Raw genomic sequence first — 19,791 nt, 5'->3', positions numbered from 1 at the left:
AAATGTCAGCATTCGACGCGTTCCCGCTGGGACAGCCGGCCTTCGTCACCAACGTCCTCGATCGTGCCGCGCATCTGCGCCGTGACGACGAAAAGCTGTTCGCGCTGGAGCAGAAGCCGTCATCGCGCGCCTATGTGGTCTATCGCGACTCGCTCCTGGTGAAGCGCGAGGGCGAGAAGGTACGGGCGCTGCTGGGAATTGACGAGGCAGTGAAATGCGGCGCCAATCCCGGCACGGTCTTTCTGGGGCTGCGCGACGGCGCAGCAATGTTCGGCATGGGGATGTCGCAGGCGGCGGCCGAGAAGCTCGTCGGCCGCGACGACTACACCGTGACCGAGCTGCGCGGCATGGCGATGCAGGGCGCGCTTCCGCCACAGGAGCTGTCGGCGATCGCGATGGCGAAGTCGATGGTGAGCTGGCACCAGCGCCACGGCTATTGCGCCAATTGCGGCGCGCGCACCAGCATGAAGGAAGGCGGCTGGAAGCGCGACTGTCCTGCCTGCAAGGCCGAGCACTTTCCGCGCACCGATCCCGTCGTGATCATGCTGGTCGCCTCCGGCGACAAATGCCTGCTCGGCCGCCAGAAGCAGTTTCCACCCGGCATGTATTCCTGCCTTGCCGGCTTCGTGGAGGCGGCCGAGACCATCGAGGACGCGGTGCGCCGCGAGATCCTGGAAGAGTCCGGGATCCGCTGCACCGACGTGCACTATTACATGACGCAGCCCTGGCCATATCCGTCGTCGCTGATGATCGGCTGCAGCGCGCGGGCGCTGAACGAGGACATCGTCGTCGATCGCATGGAGCTGGAAGACGCGCGCTGGTTCACGCGCGAGGAGGCCGCTCTGATGCTGACGCGGACGCACCCCGACGGGCTCGCCGGCCCTCATCCCTTCGCGATCGCCCATCACCTGCTCGGCCGCTGGGTGCACGACAAGAGCCGCTCCTGAGCTGAGAGCGCCCATGACCGGAACGGGACACGCGCCGGGCATCCTCTGCATCGGCATTCCCGTGCGCGACCTCACCTTCCGCGTCGAACACGTGCCAGCGCGCGGCAGCAAGGCCCACGCGAGCCAGCTTGCGGAGATCTGCGGCGGCAACGCGCTCAATGCCGCGATTGCCATTGCGCGACTCGGTGGTCGTGTCGCGTTCGCTGGGCCGATGGGCGATGCGCGGGAGACGTCGAGCAGCTTCATCCTCGAACGGATGGCGCTGGAGGGCATCGACGCCAGCCATATCGTTCGCATGCCGGGCCTGTCCACGCCGGTCTCGGCGATCATGATCGAGCCTTCCGGCGAGCGGACCATCACCATCTATCGTGATCCGGCTTTGTGGAGCGTGGAACTGCCGGACCTGGACGAATTGCTGGCCGATTGCCGCGCGGTCCTCGTCGAAAGCCGCTGCGCCTCGTTCGCGACTTCCCTCTGCACCGAGACACGGCGGCGCGGCATTCCCCTCATCGTCGGCGTGGACCGCGCGATGTCGTTGCAGGACGGCCTGCTCACGGCCGCCTCGCATCTGCTGTTCGCCAGCGAACAGGTGCAGGAGACCGCCAGCATCGCCGACGACGGCGAGGCATTGAAGCGCCTCGCCAAGCTGACGCCGGCCTTCCTCGCCACCACACGCGGTCCCCTCGGCACGATCTGGCTGAACGAGACAGGCGAGTTGAAGGAGACGCCAGCCTTCCCTGTTCAGGCAGTGGATACGCTCGGCGCCGGCGACGTCTTCCATGGCGCATTCACGCTGTGCCTTGCCGAGGGTGAGGGGACGCGGGAGGCGCTGCGATTCGCCGCGGCCGCCGCGGCGCTGAAATGCACCCGCCATGGCGGTGGCCTAGCCGCCCCACAACGCGTTGAAGTTGAAGAGTTTTTGAGAGGGCAGCAGGCGACGATGCCCGGTCAGGCGCCAGCACTATAGACTTGCTATAGAATGATTTTCTCTGTATCAGGGAAATTCGCCCCTGAAATGGAACAAAGTTCTTCAAATGACCGACCTTGCTGTCCAGATCCCCGAGACCAGCCGCCGCCTCGATTCCATCGACCGCAAGATCCTGATGGTGCTCCAGGAAGATGCCTCCCTCTCCGTCGCCGAGATCGGCGACCGCGTCGGCCTGTCCTCGACCCCCTGCTGGAAGCGCATCCAGCGGCTTGAGGCCGACGGCGTGATCATCAAGCGCGTGGCCCTCGTCGACCAGAACAAGATCGGGCTCGGCATCTCCGTGTTCGTTTCGGTGGAGAGCGCCGATCACTCGGACGCCTGGCTGAAGCGGTTCGCCGAAGCCGTCAGCGCCATGCCCGAGGTGATGGAGTTCTATCGCATGGCCGGCGACGTCGATTACATGCTGCGCGTGGTGGTGGCGGACATGCAGGCCTATGACGTCTTCTACAAGAAGCTGATCAGCGCCGTGCCGCTGAAGAACGTCACCTCGCGCTTCGCGATGGAGAAGATCAAGTCGGTCACTGCGCTGCCGATCCCGGCGGTGGTCGCGGCATAGAGCGGCAGGCTCGCGAGGGCTCGGCTTTCTTCTACCAGAGATTTACGCTCGGTTAGCTTCGTGAAGCTATGATCCTCGGAGATGGAGTCGGGGAACGTCCTCAGAACAAGCTGGCTGCCGGCAGCAGCGTTGCTGCTGGTGAGCTGGGTCGCGGTCGCAGCACTTTCGCTGCAGGCGCGACCGAACGCTGAGGTGGTGGCAGTGGCATTCCCGCCCTGGTGGGACGCCCAGCAGGCGTTGCTGGCCGCCGCATCGGCGAACGCCGCGTTTGTGCGGATGACGGCCGCGCCGGCCGTTCTGGTGCTGCGTCCCGACAGCCACGATGGATTGAAGAAGCTGCACGAGGCGGGGGCCTGGCTGACCCTCGACCCGCAAGCGATCGATGCCTGTTTCACGAACAAGCCATTGGGGACTGGGGAATGACCTTCGAAGGTGATGAACTGGCGGTCCTGCGCGCGGGCACGAGCAAGATCCTGCTCGTGGCGCTCTGGCTGCATGTCCCGCTCGCGGTCGTGGTCGGCGTGATCTTGGGCACCGGGTGGTTGCTACCGGCCATTTTCATGGCCGCGATGGCCTCGGCCGCAAGCATCGCGTGGTCGGCTGGAGGAAACGGACCTTCGACCCAAATGATCGTTGCCGTTGCGCTGATGGGCGGCGTTTCGATGCTGGTGTTCCAGTTCGCCGGTCACCCGTGGCAGGTCGACATGCACATGTACTTCTTCGCGGCGCTAGCCTGTCTCGTCGCGTATTGCGACTATCGTCCGATCGTCGCCGGCACGGTTGCAGTCGCTTTGCATCACCTGACGCTGAATTTCGTTCTGCCGGCGGCCATCTACCCCGGCGGCGCGGATCTCGGCCGCGTGGTGCTCCACGCCGTCATCGTTCTGATCGAGGCCGGCGTCCTGATCTGGCTCGCGCATACGGTCACCGGGATCTTCGCAATGGCGGCTCAGAAAACCGCCGAGGCCCAGGCTGCGAGCGCCGCTGAAGCCCGCGCCAACGCAGACCGACAGGAGGCAGCACGCGCCAAACAAAAGCGGGACGACGCCCGTCGCAACCTTGCAGCCGGTTTCGAGCACAGGATCAGCGGTGTCGTCGAAGCGGTGGCGCGCGCTGCGGGCGAGATGCAGGACCTATCCGCGTCGATGCGGGGCAGTAACGTCGAAGCGATGCGGCAGAGCACGGCTGCTGCCACGGCTTCGACCTACGCGACGGCCAATGTAGAGACCGTTGCGGCGGCAACCGAAGAGTTCACGGCTTCGATCAACAGCATCTCCGAGCAGGTGACGCGATCGGCCCAAATCGCGGCGAAAGCCGCTGAGGAAGCGCGTCGGACCAATACGGTTGTCGAAATGCTCGCAACCGGCACGCAAAAGATCGGGGAGGTCGTGACGCTGATCCAGAGTATTGCCAGCCAAACCAACCTGCTGGCCCTGAACGCGACCATCGAAGCGGCGCGAGCCGGTGAGCATGGTCGGGGCTTTGCGGTCGTCGCAAGCGAGGTCAAGGCACTGGCCAATCAGACCGCCAAGGCAACTGAAGAGATCTCCGCCCAGATCCAGGACATCCAGGCGGCCACCGGTGAGGCGGTCGGCGCGATCGAGGCGATCGGCGGCACTATCGCCGAAATCGACCGCATCTCCGGTGAGATTGCCGCTGCGGTCGAGCAGCAGGGCGGAGCGACGCGTGAGATTGCCAACAATTTGCAACAGGCTGCCGACCGGACCAGAGACGTTAACAAGAACATCCTCAGTGTCAGCCGGGCATCGGAAGACGCGAGCAAGGCCACTGACCGGCTGCTAGAGGCAGCCAACGGCTTGTCGTCGCAATCCGATCAGTTGAAATCCGAGGTGAACGGCTTTCTCGGTGCGCTGCAGGCGGCGTGAGCCGCCCGCGCATGGCATAGTCGGCTGCACTCGCCTCGACTCAGGCCGCCGCGGTTCGGCGCGCTTCAGATCTTCTGGTTGTACTCGCCGACCTCGGGATGCGTGCGCAGCACGCTGTTCACCATCTCGAACATGTCGTGCATGCGCTGCTCCGAGACCGGGCTCTCGACCACGACGACGAGTTCGGGCTTGTTGGAGGAAGCGCGCACCAGGCCCCAGCTGCCGTCTTCGACCGTGACGCGCACGCCGTTGACGGTGACGAGATCACGGATCGCCTGGCCGCCGATCTTGGCGCCCTTCGCCTGCAACTCCTCGAAATGCTTCACAACGGCGTCGATGACGCCGTATTTGACCTCATCGGCGCAGTGCGGCGACATGGTCGGCGACGACCAGGTCTTTGGCAGCGCGTTCTTCAGGTCGGCCATCGACTTGCCCGGAGCGCGGTCGAGCATGTCGCAGATCGCGATCGCCGAGACCAGGCCGTCGTCATAACCGCGGCCGAACGGCTTGTTGAAGAAGAAGTGTCCCGACTTCTCGAAGCCCGCCAGCGCGCCCATCTCGTTGGTGCGGCGCTTCATGTAGGAATGACCTGTCTTCCAATAGGCGACCTTCGCGCCCTGCTTCTGGAGCACGGGATCAGTGACGAACAGGCCGGTCGACTTCACGTCGACGACGAACTGCGCGTCCTTGTGGATCGCCGACATGTCGCGCGCCAGCATCACGCCGACCTTGTCGGCAAAGATCTCCTCGCCGCTGTTGTCGACGACACCGCAGCGGTCGCCGTCACCGTCGAAGCCGAGACCGACATCGGCTTTGTGATGCAGCACCGCGTCCCGGATCGCGTGCAGCATCTCCATGTCCTCGGGATTTGGATTGTATTTCGGGAAGGTGTGGTCGAGCTCGGTATCGAGCGGGATCACCTCGCAGCCGATCGCCTCCAGCACCTGAGGCGCGAATGCGCCGGCTGTGCCGTTGCCGCAGGCCGCAACGACCTTGAGCTTGCGCTTCAGCTTCGGACGAGAGGTGAGATCGGCGATGTAGCGCGCCGGATAGTTCTCGTGGAACTGATAGGAGCCGCCGGCCTTGTTCTTGAACTCGGCGCCCAGCACGATCTGCTTCAGCCGCGTCATCTCGTCGGGACCGAAGGTCAGCGGGCGGTTGGCGCCCATCTTCACGCCGGTCCAGCCATTGTCGTTGTGCGAGGCTGTCACCATGGCGACGCAGGGCACGTCGAGATCGAATTGCGCGAAATAGGCCATCGGCGTCACCGCAAGGCCGATGTCGTGCACCTTGCAGCCGGCCGCCATCAGGCCGGAGATCAGCGCGTATTTGATCGAGGCCGAATAGCCGCGAAAATCATGGCCGGTGACGATCTCCTGCCTGACGCCGAGCTCGGCGAACAACGCGCCCAGGCCCATGCCGAGCGCCTGCACACCCATCAGGTTGATTTCCTTCTGGAACAACCAGCGCGCGTCGTACTCGCGAAAGCCCGTCGGCTTCACCATCGGCTCGGATTCGAAGGCATAGGTGTTGGGCAACAATACGGACTTCGGCTTCGGGAACATTGAGACGGTCTCGTGAAAAGGGAGGCAGGATTTGCTGCAGCCTTAACGAATGCTGGGCCGCAGCGGAAGGCGGGAATGAAGGCTTATGGCCGATAATTGCGGCAGTTTGGTAACGAAGCGCGCGCGATATAGATGTCTGACCAGAATGGGCTAACGCTGTAGTCGTGCAACCTCCTCTTCAAGGACCTCCCTGAGGGGCGGCAGAGCCCGTTGAACAGTCTCCCACACGAAATGGGCGGCAACGTCCTCATAGTTGTGGCGATAGACATTGCCGGCGGCTGCCATCTGTTTCCACGCGATCGCCGGGTGCCTCGCCTTCAACTCCTCGGGCAGACGGCGGGATGCTTCTGAAATAATCTCCAGACACCGCGTAACTGCGTAGACGGTCCGCAGATCCGCCGCGAATTCCTCGCGATCAAGACGTCTGGCGAATTCAGCCGCCAAATCGATGTGATGCAAGATGTCTCGCAGAGTCGCAGGGATGCGATCAGAAGGCATAGATAGCGTCGGCCGTTGCGGCGGGAGCGACGTATGATTTCAGGCCGTCACGGTTGACGACGTCAACGGGTTCATCAAAAAGCTTGGCAATATATTCCTTGAGCTCGACGTAATCGAAGACCGTGATCCCCGCATTCGGATCGATCTCGACCATGATATCGACATCGCTGCCGGGATGATTTTCACCCCTCGCCACCGAGCCGAACAACGCGACATGCAAAACGCCCCGCTCGCGCAGGGCAGGCTCGAACTGTCGCAGAATCGCTATCGCATCGGGGCCGTTCATGAATCGAATATAGCACCCCGCCTGCTCCGGTGGGAGAGCCTCTTCGGCCGCTAAAGCGAACTTACTGCTCGAGCACCATCTGGCCGTTGGCGTATTCGAAGCGCTTGAGGCGGGACAAGAAGGAAAGGCCGAGCAGGTTCTCCGACAGCGCTGCGTCCGGCAGCACCATGGCATCGACGTCACGCACGATGAGGCCGCCGACCTCGAGCATGGCGATGCGGGTGCGCGCGGCCCTGATGGTGCCGTTGGCAGTGGAGACGGTCGCGTTGTATTCGCTGCGCGAGGGACGCAGACCGAAGCGGGCCGCCGAGGTCTCGTTCAGCGCAACGACGGACGCGCCGGTGTCAACCATGAAGCCGATACGCTGGCCTTCGATCCGGCCCTCTGCCTGGAAATGACCGCGGCCGTCGCGAGAGATGGCGAGGCTGCGGCCGCCGGCCGGCGCGGAGGAAGCGACTGCCACCGTCGTGCGCGGCACCGAGGTGGCGGAGGCGGAGCTCATCTTGTCCGCCATCTGCGCCATGAAGGTGCCGAGGCCGATCATGACGGCCGCGAAGATCACTATGTTACGCATCACACCACTTCCGAGCCGGAAAGCTCGATTTCACCACGCGGCACGCCCGTCCACGAGCGAAGCCACGGCTGGACCGATGCCATTTTGACGAAAAGGATGAGCGGACGGTTAATGCGGCCGCCTGACCTCTCCCCGCCTGCGGGAAGAGCGAGAAGACATCTCACGTCCCACGCGGCTTCGCCCGCCTTGTCGGCAGCGCGCTGGCCGGATCATCCGGCCAGGGATGGCGCGGGTAGCGGCCGCGCAGGTCGGAGCGTACCGCATTGTAGCTGCCGCGCCAGAAGCCGGGAAGGTCGCGCGTCACCTGCACCGGGCGCTGCGCGGGTGACAGCAATTCCAGCACCAACGGCACCTTGCCGGCGGCGATCGAGGGATGGGTGTTGAGGCCGAACAATTCCTGCAGCCGCACCGCGATCGTCGGCCCCTGCTCGGCCTCGTAGTCGATCGCCAGCATGCTCCCGGTCGGCGCCTCGAAATGCGTCGGCGCCTCGCGGTCGAGCCGCGTGCGCATGTCCCACGGCAGCAGCGCCATCAGTGCATCGGAGAGATCGCCGGCGGAAACATCCTTGAGCGCGGTCTTGTCATAGAGCGCCGGCACCAGCCAGTCGTCGCGCCGTGCGACCAATCCGTTGTCGGACAGGTCAGGCCAGCTCTCGCCCTCGGCCTTGCGCAGGAACATCACCCGATCACGCCACTGCTTGGCGGCTTTTGACCAGGGCAGCCGGTCGAGGCCGGCGGCGATCAGGCCATCGGCGAAGATGCGCGCCGTTTCCTCCGAGGGCGACACGGCAAGCGTCGCCTCGGAGAGCGTGATCGCGTGCAGCGCGCGCTTGCGCCGCGCCCGCAACGCCATCGCGCCGCGATCGAAGAATATCTCGTCGGTGCTCTCGATATGCGAAGCGAAATGCCGCTCGATCTCGTCCTGCGTGATCTGCGCGGCGAGCAGAATGCGTCCGCTCGCGGCCGTTCCCGTCATTTCGCCGATTGCGATGTAAGGCGCGCGGGCCAGCGAAGAGGTCTGCTCGACGGAAGCGCCGCGGCCGTTGGCCAGCACGAAACTGCCATTGCCGCGGTTGCGCGCGACACGATCCGGAAAGGCATAGGCGAGCATCAGGCCGGTCGAAAGTTCCTCCTGCTGCCCCGCTGTCTCCGATGCCGCCACCTGCGAGGCCCAGCGCCGCGCCAGCTCGCGCGCGCTCGCGGCACGCGGCGAGCGGTCGCGGCGGAACTGGTCGCGCCGGTGCTCGAGATCGACGCTGTCGCCGCCGAGCCCACGCTCGGTGATAATGGCCGCGATCTCAGCAGCCGCCTCGCCGCTGCCGGCGCGATGCGAATCCACGATCATGCGCGCCAGCCGCGGCGGCAGCGCCAGCGCACGCAGGCTCCTGCCCTCCGCGGTGATGCGGCCGTCGCCATCGAGCGCGTTGAGCTCCAAGAGCAGGCTCTTGGCTTCTTTCCAGGCCGGCTGCGGCGGCGGATCGAGGAACGACAGCGCTGCAGGATCGGCAACGCCCCATTGCGCGAGATCGAGCACCAGCGACGACAGATCGGCGCTGAGGATTTCCGGCTGGGTATAAGGCGCGAGCGAAGCGGTCTGCGGCTCGTCCCACAGGCGGTAGCAAACGCCGGGCTCGGTGCGGCCGGCGCGGCCACGGCGCTGGTCCACCGCCGCGCGCGAGGCGCGCACGGTCTCGAGCCGGGTCAGCCCAATGTCGGGCTCGTAGCGCGGCACGCGGGCGAGACCGGAATCGACGACGATACGCACGCCCTCGATGGTGAGCGAGGTCTCGGCGATCGATGTCGCCAGCACCACCTTGCGTATGCCCTTGGGCGCCGGCGCGATGGCGCGGTCCTGCACGGCGGCATCGAGCGCACCGAACAGCGGCACGATCTCGATCGAAGCGTCCTGCACACGTTCGGCGAGAAAGTTTTGAGTGCGGCGGATTTCGGCGGCGCCGGGGAGGAACGCCAGCACCGAGCCGCTATCGGCGCGCAGTGCCGCCGCGATCGCGTCGGCCATCTGCCGCTCTAGCGGTGCGTCCGCTTTGCGGCCGAGATAGCGGGTCTCGACCGGAAAGGCGCGGCCCTCGCTCTCGACGACGGGCGCCTCGCCGAGCAATCTTGCCACGCGCGCGCCATCGAGCGTGGCCGACATCACGAGGATACGGAGATCCTCGCGCAGGCCGGTTTGCGCATCGCGCGCCAGCGCCAGGCCCATGTCGGCATCGAGCGAGCGTTCGTGGAATTCGTCGAACAGGATCGCGGCAACGCCCGAAAGCTCGGGGTCATCGAGGATCTGACGGGTGAAGATGCCTTCGGTCACGACTTCGATGCGCGTGGCGCGCGAGATCTTGGAGCCAAAGCGGACCCGATAGCCGACGGTCTCGCCAGCGCGCTCGCCAAGCGATTTGGCCATGCGGTCGGCACTAGCGCGGGCGGCGATGCGGCGCGGCTCCAGCACGATGATCTTCTTATCCTTGGCCCAGGGCGCATCCAGCAGCGCCAGCGGCACCCGCGTGGTCTTGCCCGCACCCGGCGGCGCCACCAGCACGGCCGCGTTATGCGCCTCCAGCGTGCGCGAGAGGTCATCGAGCACGGCATCGATCGGGAGGGGCGTGTCGAAGCTGCGGGGCAAGTATCTGTCCGTTCGTCGTGCCCGGGTTGGTCCCGTGCATCCACATCCTTGGACTAAAAAACAGACGTGGATGGCCGGGACCCGGCTCCGCGAATGCTTCGCCGGGCTTACAGAATCGGGCCGGCGAAGCCTAGGCGAAAGACGGCAAGCCCAGCCATGACGGAATTATTTGGCGGCAGATCGTCAGCCCTGAACCGACGGGCGGCCGATGCTCTCGTAGACGAAGCCGGCGGCTTCCATCTCCTCGGGGCGGTAGATGTTGCGGAGATCGACGACCACGGGCTTTGCCATGGTCGCCTTCAGCCGGTCGAGATCGAGCGCGCGGAACTGCACCCATTCGGTGACGATGACGAGCGCATCGGCGCCTTGCGCGCAGGAATAGGCATCCTCGCAATAGATGATGTTGGGCAGCTCACCCTTGGCCTGCTCCATGCCGACGGGATCGAACGCCTTGACGCTCGCGCCCATGTCGATCAGGCCGGTGACCAGCGGGATCGAGGGTGCATCGCGCATGTCGTCGGTATCAGGCTTGAAGGTGAGACCGAGCACCGCGATGGTCTTGCCGCGCAGCGAACCGCCGAGCGCCTGGCTCACTTTGCGCGCCATCGCGCGCTTGCGGTTCTCGTTGACGGCGAGCACGGATTCGACGATGCGCAGGGACACGTCATAGTCCTGCGCGATCTTGATCAGCGCCTTGGTGTCCTTCGGAAAGCACGAGCCGCCGAAGCCGGGGCCGGCATGCAGGAATTTGGTGCCGATGCGGTTGTCCAGACCAATGCCGCGCGCGACCTCCTGGACGTTGGCGCCGGCCCTTTCCGAGAGATCGGCGATCTCGTTGATGAACGTGATCTTGGTCGCCAGGAACGCGTTGGCGGCGTATTTGATCATCTCGGCGGTGCGGCGCGCCGTGAACATCAGCGGCGCCTGGTTCAGCGACAGCGGGCGGTAGATGTCGCCCATCAGCTTGCGACCACGCTCGTCCGAGGTACCAACCACGACGCGGTCGGGGAATTTGAAGTCGCGGATCGCCGCGCCTTCGCGCAGGAATTCGGGGTTAGAGGCGACCACGACGTCGGCTGACGGATTGGCTTCGCGGATGATGCGCTCGACCTCATCGCCGGTGCCGACCGGAACGGTCGACTTCGTCACCACGACGGTGAAGCCGGTGAGCGACTGCGCGATCTCACGAGCGGCGGCGTAGACGTAGGAGAGGTCAGCGTGCCCATCACCACGACGCGAGGGCGTGCCGACCGCGATGAACACGGCATCGGCCTCCGCGACCGGTTTGGACAGATCAGTGGTGAAATCCAGCCGCTTGGCTTTCACATTGTTCGCCACCAGCTCGTCCAGCCCTGGCTCGTAAATCGGGATTTCGCCGCGATGAAGCGCCGCGATCTTCTTCTCGTCCTTGTCGACGCAGGTGACGTCGTGACCGAAATCCGCAAAGCAGGCCCCGGACACCAATCCCACATAGCCCGTGCCGATCATCGCGATGCGCATGAAAATCCCTGTCTTAGATTGGTTAATGAAACCCCGACGCGGGGCGGTTTAGCATTTTCCCGAGGGGAGGGAAGAGTCCGCATGCAAAAAAGCGGCACGGGAATTGAACCGGTAAAGAAGTCTGAAACCGCAAGGCGCCACACTGCCCCGCTGACAGACGGAGAGCGGCGGAACACGCCTCAAAAGGGGACACCATGGCACGATCAGGCACAATCGCTGCAGGCGGCCGTTCCAAGCCCCCTTCTGCCGCGCGTGTCGACTGGGTCGACTACGCCAAGGGCATCTGCATCGTCATGGTCGTGATGATGCATTCGGTGCTCGGGGTTGAGCTCGCCGCTGGCCAGACAGGCTTCATGCATGTCGCCGTCGCCTTCGCAAAGCCGTTCCGGATGCCGGATTTCTTCCTGATTTCGGGCCTGTTCCTGGCCCTGGTGATCGATCGGGACTGGCGAACCTATCTCGACCGCAAGGTGGTGCATTTCGCCTATTTCTATGTCGTCTGGGTGACAATCCAGTTCGGCTTCAAGGCGCCGGCCTTCGCGGCGGAAACGAACTGGCGCGAAGTTGGCCTCTTGTACCTCGAATCCTTCATCGAGCCGTTCGGCACGCTCTGGTTCATCTATCTGCTGCCGATCTTCTTCGTCGTCACGAAACTGACACGCAAAATCCCGCCGCTCGCGATCTGGCTCGCCGCCGCGGCGCTGGAGACGGCACGCATCACGACCGGCTGGACCGTCATCGACGAGTTCTGCGCGCGCTTTGTCTATTTCTATTCGGGCTATCTGTTCGCGCCTTACGTGTTCGCGCTGTCGGATCGCGCACGCAGCCGTCCCGCCCTTGCGCTTGCGGCGCTCGCGGGCTGGGCCTTGGTCAATGCCGGCCTCGTCGCGCATGGGGCCAGCGAATGGAAGATCGTCTCGCTCGTGCTCGGTTTCGCCGGCGCTTGCGCCATCATCACGATCGGCACGCTGCTCGCGCGCGCGCAGTGGCTGAACTTTCTCCGCTTCTGCGGCGAGCATTCGATCGTGATCTATCTCGCCTTCTTCCTGCCGATGGCGGCGACGCGGACGCTGCTGCTGCGCACGGGCGTCATTGGCGACATCGGCACGGTCTCGCTGATCGTCACTGTTCTCGGCGTGCTCGGGGCACTCGCGATCTGGCAGATTGCGCTGCGGCTCCATGCGCACTTCCTGTTCGAGCGGCCCGATGCGTTCTGGATCGCGCCGAAGAAAAAAGCCGGGGCGGTGTTGCAGGCGGCGGAATAGCTGTCATGCCCTCGCGGAGGCGGGGGATGACCGTGGGGATAGCGAGCCAAAAATCCGCCTCCGAAGGCTGTCAAAGCCCGCAAAAACTCATACATTGCGGCCATGCCCAAGACATCCCCGAAGACCACCGCCATAGCTGACACCAAGGCCGCACCTAAGGCGGCCGCCGAGAGCAAATCGTCTGCTGCCAAAGCTGCTGCCAAGCCGGTCGCGGCGAAGGCGGCCGGCAAGGGCGACCATGTCTTCCTGGTCGACGGTTCCTCCTACATCTTCCGCGCCTATCACGCGCTGCCGCCGCTGAACCGCAAGTCCGACGGCCTCCAGGTCAATGCCGTGCTCGGCTTCTGCAACATGCTGTGGAAGCTGTTGCGCGAGATGCCCGAGGACAACCGGCCGACGCATCTGGCGATCGTCTTCGACAAGTCGGAAATCACTTTCCGCAACACGATCTATCCCGACTACAAGGCGCACCGGCCGCCGGCGCCTGATGATCTGATCCCGCAATTTTCACTGATCCGCGAGGCCGTGCGCGCCTTCGACCTGCCTTGCCTGGAACAGGTGGGGTTCGAGGCCGACGATCTGATCGCGACCTATGTGCGGCAGGCCTGCGAGCGCGGCGCGAGCGCGACCATCGTGTCCTCCGACAAGGACCTCATGCAGCTCGTCACCGATTGCGTCACGATGTACGACACCATGAAGGATCGCCGCATCGGCATCCCCGAGGTGATCGAAAAGTTTGGTGTGCCGCCGAACAAGGTGGTCGAGGTGCAGGCGCTCGCGGGCGATTCGACCGACAACGTGCCCGGCGTGCCCGGCATTGGCATCAAGACCGCGGCGCAACTGATCACCGAATATGGCGACCTCGACCAATTGTTGTTCCGCGCCGGCGAGATCAAGCAGCCCAAGCGGCGCGAGGCGCTGCTCGAGAATGCGGAGAAGGCGCGCATCTCGCGGCAGCTCGTGCTGCTCGACGACAAGGTGGGCCTCGAGGTGCCACTCGACGATCTCGCCGTCCACGAGCCGGATGCACGCAAGCTGATCGCCTTCCTGAAGGCGATGGAATTCACGACGCTGACGCGGCGCGTCGCCGAATATTCCCAGATCGATCCCGCCAGTGTCGATGCCGATCCCGGCTATACGAGCGGCGCCAGCGTGTTCTCGCCGTTGCCACCCTCGGACGTCGTGCCCGCGCCGAGCACCGGCACGCCGGCACAAGCGGCTCCCGGCCAACGCAATAAATCGGCGAGCAAGGAGGACAAGGCCGCAAGCCAGAAGGGTGCGCCGATCTCGCTGGCCGCCGCGCGCGAAGAGGCACTGCGCAAGCTTCCGGTCGAGCGCAGCAAGTATCAGGCGATCAAGACGCTCCAGGAGCTCAACGCCTTTATCGCCCGCATCCATGACGCCGGCCACGTCGCGATCGAGACGAGAGCCAACTCCATCGATCCGATGCAGGCCGATCTCTGCGGCATCGCGCTGGCGGTGGCGCCGAACGAGGCCTGTTATGTGCCGCTGGCGCACAAGCAATCCGGCGGTGGTGCCGGCCTGTTCGACGCGGGTCTGGCACCCGACCAGATCAAGCACACTGATGCCATCGAAGCGCTGCGGCCGGTTCTGGAATCGTCAGGCATCCTCAAGATCGGCTTCGACGTCAAATTCACCGCCGTGATGCTGGCGCAGCACGGAATCACGCTGCGCAACATCGACGATGCGCAGCTCATCTCCTACGTGCTCGACGCCGGCCGTGGCTCGCATGCGATCGAGCAGCTCGCCGAGCGCTGGTTCGGCCATGCCATGCTGAAGGAGAGCGAGCTGCTCGGCAGCGGCAAGGGCAAGATCACGTTCGACCAGGTGACGATCGACAAGGCCGCGCCGCTCTCGGCGGAAGCTGCCGATATTGCCCTGCGAGTCTGGCGCGTGCTGAAGCCGCGCCTCGTCGCCGAGCACATGACCACTGTCTACGAGACGCTGGAACGGCCGCTGGTGTCCGTGCTCGCGCGCATGGAGCGGCGCGGCATCTCGATCGATCGCCAGGTGCTGTCGCGGTTGTCGGGCGAATTCGCCCAGACCGCGGCGCGGGTCGAGGCCGAGATCCAGGAGATTGCGGGCGAGCCGGTCAATGTCGGCAGCCCCAAACAGATCGGGGACATCCTGTTCGGCAAGATGGGACTGCCCGGGGGCACCAAGACAAAGACCGGCGCGTGGTCGACAACCGCCCAGGTGCTCGACGAGCTCGCCGAGCAGGGCCACGACTTCCCGAAGAAGATCCTGGAGTGGCGCCAGGTCTCGAAACTGAAATCGACCTACACCGACGCGCTGCCGACCTACGTCAATCCGCAGACCCACCGCGTCCACACCACCTACGCGCTGGCCGCGACCACGACCGGCCGGCTATCGTCGAACGAGCCGAACTTGCAGAATATCCCGGTGCGCACCGAGGACGGCCGCAAGATCCGCCGGGCCTTCGTCGCGACGCCCGGACACAAGCTGGTCTCCGCCGACTATTCGCAGATCGAGCTGCGGCTGCTGGCCGAGATCGCCGACATTCCCGTGCTGAAGCAGGCGTTCCGCGACGAGCTCGACATTCACGCCATGACGGCGTCGGAAATGTTCGGCGTGCCGATCAAGGGCATGCCGAGTGAAATCCGCCGCCGCGCCAAAGCGATCAATTTCGGCATCATCTATGGCATCTCCGCATTCGGCCTCGCCAACCAGCTCGGCATCGCCCGCGAGGAAGCGGCCGCCTACATTAAGAAATACTTCGAGCGTTTCCCCGGCATCCGCGCCTATATGGACGAGACGCGCGACTTCTGCCGCAGCCACGGCTACGTCACCACGCTGTTCGGCCGCAAATGCCACTATCCGGATATCAAGGCCTCCAATGCCTCGGTGCGCGCCTTCAACGAGCGCGCCGCGATCAACGCACGGCTCCAGGGCACCGCTGCCGACATCATTCGCCGCGCCATGACGCGGGTGGAGGACGCGCTGGCCGAGAAGAAGCTCTCGGCGCAGATGCTGCTCCAGGTGCACGACGAACTGATCTTCGAGGTGCCGGACGACGAGGTCGAGGCGACGCTGCCGGTGGTGCAGCACGTGATGCAGGACGCGCCCTTCCCAGCCGTGCTGCTATCAGTGCCACTGCATGTCGATGCGCGGGCGGCGACGAACTGGGACGAGGCGCATTGATCCTACTTTCACCGGATGTTGCGTGGCGCACGGTTTCACGTGCGCCACGTCCGGGACCCGAGTACTCAATTGTCCTCCGAGCAATTGTGCGATGGCGAGGCGATCCCACGCATATTAGAACCGTGCCGTCTGCCGCACCGGTCGCCCCATGCCCCACACCCCCGCCCTGCTCGGCTTTGCCCTCGTTTGCCTCGGTCTCGTGCTCACGCCCGGGCCGAACATGATCTACCTGATCTCGCGCTCGATCACGCAGGGGCCGATGGCGGGCATTATTTCGCTCGGCGGCGTGGCGCTGGGTTTCGTGTTCTACATGCTGTGCGCAGCTTTCGGCATCACGGCGCTGCTGCTCGCGATTCCCTTCGCCTATGACGCACTGCGCTTTGCCGGCGCCGGTTATCTGCTGTGGCTCGCCTGGCAGACGGTGAAGCCGGGCGGACGCTCGCCGTTCCAGGTCAGGAAGCTCGCAATCGACAGCCCGCGCAAATTGTTCGCGATGGGCTTCGTCACCAACCTGCTCAACCCGAAGATCGCGATGCTGTATCTGGCGCTGCTGCCGCAGTTCATCGATCCCACTGCCGGCAGCGTGCTGGCGCAGTCGGTGGTGTTAGGGGCGATCCAGATCGCAATCAGCGTCAGCGTGAATGCGATGATCGCGCTCGCAGCCGGATCGATTGCGCTGTTCCTCGCAAGTCGGCCGAGCTGGATGCTGGTGCAGCGCTGGCTGATGGGCACGGTGCTGGCCGGGCTCGCTGTGCGGATGGCGGTCGAGGCGAAGAAGGTGTGAGCTTTCTGACCCTCTCCTGGAAGGCCCTCCAGGGGAGGGTAAGCGAAATTAATCCAGCTTCGCCTCCATGCCCCGCTTCACGGCGGGCCGTGCCATCAGCGCCTCGTACCAGCGCTTGACGTTGGGGAAGTCGGCGAGGTCCACCTTGTGGCGAGGATGGCGCCAGGCCCAGCCCAGGATGGCAAAATCGGCAACCGAGAGGTCGCCGGCGACGAAGTCGCGACCCTCCAGCCGGCGGTCGAGCACGCCATAGAGCCGGCGCGTCTCCGCCATGAAGCGCTTGAGGCCATAGGCGCGGTCCTGCTCGTTTTCGAGCGCGATGAAATGGTGCACCTGTCCGGGCATGGGGCCGAAACCGCCCATCTGCCACATCAGCCATTCATAGACGGGGATGCGCCCGCCAAGCGATTTCGGCAGGAATTTGCCGGTCTTTTCGCCGAGATAGAGCAGGATGGCGCCGGATTCGAAGATGCTGACGGGCTTGCCGTCGGGACCCTCGGGGTCGACGATCGCGGGGATCTTGTTATTGGGGGAGAGCTTCAGGAACTCCGTGGCCATCTGCTCGCCCTTGGTGATGTTCACCGGGATCACCTTGTAAGGCAGCCCCATCTCCTCCAGCGCGACCGAGATCTTGCGGCCGTTCGGCGTGTTCCAGGTGTGCAGTTCGATGCTCATGCCTTGCTTCCTTGCCCCTGAAAGGTTCGGCCCTCACCTACTCCAGAAGGTTGCACCCCCACAACCGGCGGACCGGGATAGCCGATCCCTGTTGACGGGGGACGCCCCCTCTGGAATGTGGCGGCGGTCGCGGATAAATTCCGCCTCCTCCAAAAATGCTTCCGAGGGACCGCCGTGTCGAAATCAGCCTCCCGCGCCCGCCTGTTCGAAATCATCCGCCGGCGTTCATTCGGCCGCGGCGAGGTGACGCTCGCGTCGGGCCGCAAGAGCGATTTCTACTTCAACCTGAAGCCGACCATGCTCGACCCCGAGGGCGCGACGCTGCTCGCCGAGTTGACCTACGAGGCGCTGAAGGACGACCAGCTCGATTTCATCGGCGGGCTCGAGATGGGCGCGGTGCCGCTCGCCGGGGCGCTGGCGCAGATCTCCTGGATCAAAGGCCATCCGATCGCGGCATTCTTCGTGCGCAAGAAGCCGAAGGAGCACGGCGCCAAGCTCGCGATCGAGGGCCTGCCCAAGGGCGAGACCTTGGCCGGCAAGCGCGTCGTGATCGTCGAGGACGTCACCACCACCGGCGGCTCGGCAATGAAGGCGGTGGAATCCGTGCGCGAGACCGGCGCCAATGTGGTGCTGGTTCTGACCATGGTCGACCGCGAGGAAGGCGCCACCGACACGTTCGGTGCGGCCGGCCTGCCGTTCCGCTCGCTGTACAAGGCATCCGAGTTCTTGAAGGCTTGAGGCCGCGAAACAGCCCCGGCCGTCATGCCCGGGCGTGGCCCGGAAGCAACGATTTGTCGGAAGCTGTGCCCGGCCTCAAAGAGGTCACGGCCTCGACTTGAAACCGCCTCCGCTCAACTGCTCATTTACCATCCCGCTTTATGGTGAACCATGTGCCAAGACCTCGCTGGTCTCGGCCGGTTCAGTAGCGTCGGGTGGAGTAGCGCATTGCGTACAATCTCGTCCCATGCGCGCCGGCGGCGTCGCGCGATGTTTGTGGCCGCCAGCCTTGCCGCTCCGCTGCTCGCGGCCCCGGCCCCGGTTGCGGCCGAAGGCCTGTTCGACTTCTTTTTCGGCGCCATGCAGCAACAGCGCCCGCAGCGCGAGGTGCCGCAGCAGGCGGGCTCCTACGCCGATCCCTTCACCGGCCAGCAGAATACCGCAACCCCGCAATACGTGCCGCCGACCCGTTCGGCGGCGGCCGGCGGCTCCGGCCCGGCCTTCTGCGTGCGCAGCTGCGATGGTAAATATTTCCCGCTGATGCGCGGGCTCGCCTCGCCTGCCCAGATGTGTCAGGCGTTCTGTCCTGCAAGTGCGACGAAGGTTTATTTCGGCTCCTCGATCGAGGCGGCCGCGTCGCAGACCGGCGAGCGCTACACCGACAGCGAGAACGCGTTCGCGTATCGCAAGGCGCTGCGCGCCGACTGCACCTGCAACGGCCGCGAGCCGGTCGGCCTCGCGCCGGTCGATCTCGCGCTGGATTCATCGCTGAAAGCCGGCGACGTGATTGCCACGGCCGACGGCCTCGTCGCCTATACCGGCATCCGTGTCGGCAACGACCAGGCTGCGGACTTCACCCCGGTTGCCTCTTATCCCGGCCTCACCGCACAGGTCCGCGCGCGGCTCGGCGAGATGAAGGTGGCGCCGGTGCGGGCCGAGACGGTCGCGGCGGATGCCCCGGCCGCCGAGATCGTGCGCGAGGCGCTGCCTGACGTCACGGTGCCGAAGACGGCAAAGCCGGCCAAGCGCGCAGGGTAGGATTAGTGGAATGAGTTGTCATTCCGGGGCGATGCGTCAGCATCGAACCCGGAATCTCGAGATTGCGGGTTCATCGCTGCGCGATGCCCCGGAATGACGGCAACTGAGCCGTCACCTCCCGATGATCACCCCGATCACATTCGGCGCCGCCAGATATTTCTCCTCGATCGCCGTGCGCGCAGCGGCGCGGTTTTCCGGCGTGAGGAGGCCGCGCTTCTCGGCCAGGATCATCCAGCAAAAGCCCCACCAATCGGTCAGCATGCCCTGATCGTCGACGAGGTCATAACCCTGCTCGGCCGCGAAGATGCGCGCATGCGCTTCGTCCAGCGTGTCGAGGAACAGATGGTCGTCGGTCGAAAACAGCTCGTCGCTGATATCGTCGATGGTGTAGCCCCAGATCGACTGGCACACCGCATTGAACTCGCGGTCGAACTGGTCGTCATCGATCCTCTGGCGCCGCGCCGCCCGATGCAGAAGCGACAGCGACCGCGCAAAATCGGCGATCCGGGTGAGGGCAAATTGATCGAAGGCAATGGTGGACATGTAGTCCTCGCAAAGTCTGACGGACGCTAGATATTGTGTCGGCACGGCGCCGAATCACTATGATATATCAAAGACTTGCTAAAGTGTTCTTAATTCGTTCTGATGAGTCCAGAAGGTCGTCCCGGCCTTTGCCGAGAAACAACCCGCGTGA

Annotated in this window: 18 protein-coding genes; 10 read left to right on the top strand and 8 right to left on the bottom strand. The window is 64.7% G+C overall.

Features of this window, described 5'->3' with window-relative positions:
* Positions 1-2: 2 nt before the first annotated feature.
* From nudC to IVA87_RS21410, 5 genes are all read left to right on the top strand, one after another.
* Positions 3-947, top strand: coding sequence for an NAD(+) diphosphatase (nudC, locus tag IVA87_RS21430; RefSeq protein WP_247302748.1), 945 nt, complete (start codon positions 3-5; stop codon positions 945-947).
* 13 nt (positions 948-960) lie between these two features.
* A complete protein-coding gene (locus tag IVA87_RS21425; RefSeq protein WP_247302746.1) occupies positions 961-1,914 on the top strand; it encodes a sugar kinase in 954 nt (317 codons plus the stop codon).
* A 67-nt stretch (positions 1,915-1,981) separates the two neighbouring features.
* Positions 1,982-2,491, top strand: a complete 510-nt coding sequence (locus IVA87_RS21420; RefSeq protein ID WP_247334910.1) for an Lrp/AsnC family transcriptional regulator — start codon at positions 1,982-1,984, stop codon at positions 2,489-2,491.
* A 138-nt stretch (positions 2,492-2,629) separates the two neighbouring features.
* Positions 2,630-2,914, top strand: a complete 285-nt coding sequence (locus tag IVA87_RS21415; RefSeq protein WP_346657763.1) for a hypothetical protein — start codon at positions 2,630-2,632, stop codon at positions 2,912-2,914.
* Between the two features lie 89 nt (positions 2,915-3,003).
* Positions 3,004-4,377, top strand: a complete 1,374-nt coding sequence (locus IVA87_RS21410; RefSeq protein WP_346658376.1) for a methyl-accepting chemotaxis protein — start codon at positions 3,004-3,006, stop codon at positions 4,375-4,377.
* 65 nt (positions 4,378-4,442) lie between these two features.
* Here IVA87_RS21410 and IVA87_RS21405 read toward each other — a convergent pair whose 3' ends face one another.
* From IVA87_RS21405 to IVA87_RS21380, 6 genes are all read right to left on the bottom strand, one after another.
* Complete coding sequence (locus IVA87_RS21405) at positions 4,443-5,942, bottom strand: phosphomannomutase/phosphoglucomutase (protein ID WP_247334907.1); 1,500 nt, start codon at positions 5,940-5,942, stop codon at positions 4,443-4,445.
* 150 nt (positions 5,943-6,092) lie between these two features.
* The gene (locus tag IVA87_RS21400; protein WP_346658375.1) at positions 6,093-6,401 is read right to left on the bottom strand and encodes a HepT-like ribonuclease domain-containing protein; all 309 of its coding nucleotides are present in this window, start codon (positions 6,399-6,401) and stop codon (positions 6,093-6,095) included.
* Between the two features lie 28 nt (positions 6,402-6,429).
* Positions 6,430-6,726: a nucleotidyltransferase family protein gene (locus IVA87_RS21395; protein WP_247302740.1), complete on the bottom strand. Its 297-nt coding sequence runs from the start codon at positions 6,724-6,726 to the stop codon at positions 6,430-6,432.
* Positions 6,727-6,787: 61 nt separating this feature from the next.
* The gene (locus IVA87_RS21390) at positions 6,788-7,300 is read right to left on the bottom strand and encodes a TIGR02281 family clan AA aspartic protease (RefSeq protein WP_247302738.1); all 513 of its coding nucleotides are present in this window, start codon (positions 7,298-7,300) and stop codon (positions 6,788-6,790) included.
* A 160-nt stretch (positions 7,301-7,460) separates the two neighbouring features.
* Positions 7,461-9,935 carry an ATP-dependent helicase HrpB gene (gene hrpB / locus IVA87_RS21385; protein ID WP_247302736.1) on the bottom strand — a complete coding sequence of 825 codons (2,475 nt, stop codon included), beginning with the start codon at positions 9,933-9,935 and terminating at the stop codon, positions 7,461-7,463.
* 183 nt (positions 9,936-10,118) lie between these two features.
* Complete coding sequence (locus IVA87_RS21380; RefSeq protein WP_247302734.1) at positions 10,119-11,435, bottom strand: UDP-glucose/GDP-mannose dehydrogenase family protein; 1,317 nt, start codon at positions 11,433-11,435, stop codon at positions 10,119-10,121.
* 194 nt (positions 11,436-11,629) lie between these two features.
* Here IVA87_RS21380 and IVA87_RS21375 point away from each other — a divergent pair, with 194 nt between their 5' ends.
* The 3 genes from IVA87_RS21375 to IVA87_RS21365 all read left to right on the top strand — a co-directional run bounded on the left by IVA87_RS21375 (position 11,630) and on the right by IVA87_RS21365 (position 16,667).
* Positions 11,630-12,700, top strand: coding sequence for an acyltransferase family protein (locus IVA87_RS21375; RefSeq protein ID WP_247302732.1), 1,071 nt, complete (start codon positions 11,630-11,632; stop codon positions 12,698-12,700).
* 102 nt (positions 12,701-12,802) lie between these two features.
* Positions 12,803-15,883: a DNA polymerase I gene (gene polA / locus IVA87_RS21370; RefSeq protein WP_247334904.1), complete on the top strand. Its 3,081-nt coding sequence runs from the start codon at positions 12,803-12,805 to the stop codon at positions 15,881-15,883.
* 148 nt (positions 15,884-16,031) lie between these two features.
* Positions 16,032-16,667 carry a LysE family translocator gene (locus tag IVA87_RS21365; RefSeq protein ID WP_247302728.1) on the top strand — a complete coding sequence of 212 codons (636 nt, stop codon included), beginning with the start codon at positions 16,032-16,034 and terminating at the stop codon, positions 16,665-16,667.
* Between the two features lie 48 nt (positions 16,668-16,715).
* On the opposite strand, the gene IVA87_RS21360 is transcribed toward IVA87_RS21365, so the two are convergent.
* A complete protein-coding gene (locus tag IVA87_RS21360) occupies positions 16,716-17,342 on the bottom strand; it encodes a glutathione S-transferase family protein (RefSeq protein ID WP_247302727.1) in 627 nt (208 codons plus the stop codon).
* A 174-nt stretch (positions 17,343-17,516) separates the two neighbouring features.
* On the opposite strand from IVA87_RS21360, the gene pyrE reads away from it, so the two are divergent.
* A complete protein-coding gene (gene pyrE, locus IVA87_RS21355; RefSeq protein ID WP_027575142.1) occupies positions 17,517-18,080 on the top strand; it encodes an orotate phosphoribosyltransferase in 564 nt (187 codons plus the stop codon).
* A gap of 249 nt (positions 18,081-18,329) precedes the next feature.
* Positions 18,330-19,097 carry a DUF2865 domain-containing protein gene (locus IVA87_RS21350; protein ID WP_247335036.1) on the top strand — a complete coding sequence of 256 codons (768 nt, stop codon included), beginning with the start codon at positions 18,330-18,332 and terminating at the stop codon, positions 19,095-19,097.
* Positions 19,098-19,208: 111 nt separating this feature from the next.
* Here IVA87_RS21350 and IVA87_RS21345 read toward each other — a convergent pair whose 3' ends face one another.
* A complete protein-coding gene (locus tag IVA87_RS21345) occupies positions 19,209-19,640 on the bottom strand; it encodes a hypothetical protein (RefSeq protein WP_247276404.1) in 432 nt (143 codons plus the stop codon).
* Positions 19,641-19,791 lie beyond the last annotated feature (151 nt).

The organism is Bradyrhizobium sp. 147, assembly GCF_023073935.1.
Lineage (GTDB): Bacteria > Pseudomonadota > Alphaproteobacteria > Rhizobiales > Xanthobacteraceae > Bradyrhizobium.
This window is presented reverse-complemented; position numbering and strand designations above follow the sequence as displayed.

Coding starts and splice junctions, on each gene's coding strand:
- IVA87_RS21395 (WP_247302740.1), bottom strand. CDS start 6,726: ATGAACGGCCCCGATGCGATAGCGATTCTGCGACAGTTCGAGCCTGCC.
- nudC (WP_247302748.1), top strand. CDS start 3: ATGTCAGCATTCGACGCGTTCCCGCTGGGACAGCCGGCCTTCGTCACC.
- IVA87_RS21365 (WP_247302728.1), top strand. CDS start 16,032: ATGCCCCACACCCCCGCCCTGCTCGGCTTTGCCCTCGTTTGCCTCGGT.
- IVA87_RS21405 (WP_247334907.1), bottom strand. CDS start 5,942: ATGTTCCCGAAGCCGAAGTCCGTATTGTTGCCCAACACCTATGCCTTC.
- IVA87_RS21345 (WP_247276404.1), bottom strand. CDS start 19,640: ATGTCCACCATTGCCTTCGATCAATTTGCCCTCACCCGGATCGCCGAT.
- IVA87_RS21425 (WP_247302746.1), top strand. CDS start 961: ATGACCGGAACGGGACACGCGCCGGGCATCCTCTGCATCGGCATTCCC.
- IVA87_RS21380 (WP_247302734.1), bottom strand. CDS start 11,435: ATGCGCATCGCGATGATCGGCACGGGCTATGTGGGATTGGTGTCCGGG.
- IVA87_RS21390 (WP_247302738.1), bottom strand. CDS start 7,300: ATGCGTAACATAGTGATCTTCGCGGCCGTCATGATCGGCCTCGGCACC.
- polA (WP_247334904.1), top strand. CDS start 12,803: ATGCCCAAGACATCCCCGAAGACCACCGCCATAGCTGACACCAAGGCC.
- IVA87_RS21420 (WP_247334910.1), top strand. CDS start 1,982: ATGACCGACCTTGCTGTCCAGATCCCCGAGACCAGCCGCCGCCTCGAT.
- IVA87_RS21350 (WP_247335036.1), top strand. CDS start 18,330: ATGTTTGTGGCCGCCAGCCTTGCCGCTCCGCTGCTCGCGGCCCCGGCC.
- IVA87_RS21375 (WP_247302732.1), top strand. CDS start 11,630: ATGGCACGATCAGGCACAATCGCTGCAGGCGGCCGTTCCAAGCCCCCT.
- IVA87_RS21360 (WP_247302727.1), bottom strand. CDS start 17,342: ATGAGCATCGAACTGCACACCTGGAACACGCCGAACGGCCGCAAGATC.